This window comes from Microvirga roseola (assembly GCF_020866965.1).
GTDB lineage: Bacteria > Pseudomonadota > Alphaproteobacteria > Rhizobiales > Beijerinckiaceae > Microvirga > Microvirga roseola.
Window position 1 is genome coordinate 1 of the sequence record NZ_JAJATX010000200.1, and the last position, 499, is coordinate 499.

Here is a 499-nt window from a genome sequence, read left to right on the forward strand (position 1 = left end):
TTGGGATTGGCACCTCGTCCTTGGCGAGCGTCAGCGAGACCAGGCTCTGGCAGTTCGCCTTCTTGCCCAACACTCCGGCGTACTGCGAGGCGACCCCCACCGAATGCGTGCCCTTCTTGGGCAGGGCCGTGTCGTCGATCACCAGGATGGCGTCAGGTCCGCCGACAAGCCGGTTGGCCTGGGCCAAGAGTTCGGCCTCGAGGGGCGTCTCATCCCACGGACCGACCGCCACGAAGTGATGCAGTTGATCGTAATCGGCGGGAGCCACCCGAGCCGCCATCGGCTGCAGGCTCTTGCGCGCACCGGGACCGATCAGGCCTGCCACGTAGAGCGGGCACATGCGCTGGCGGGCAGGATGACGAAGCGGTTTGAGAAAGGGTTCAAGCCAGGACTGGAGTTCGTGGTCCCACGCAACTGAGGTGCTCATAACGACCTCCTGCGGATAATCCTTCACGAGCAGACGTCGGCAGGCCCCGCCCGGTTCCTCATACCTGCCAAA

At 64.5% G+C, this 499-nt stretch carries 1 protein-coding gene; it reads right to left on the reverse strand.

Features of this window, described 5'->3' with window-relative positions:
- The coding region (locus tag LG661_RS24870) for an IS701 family transposase (RefSeq protein ID WP_230534666.1) at nt 1–427 on the reverse strand (427 nt) is incomplete at its 3' end.
- Between the last annotated feature and the right edge of the window lie 72 nt (nt 428–499).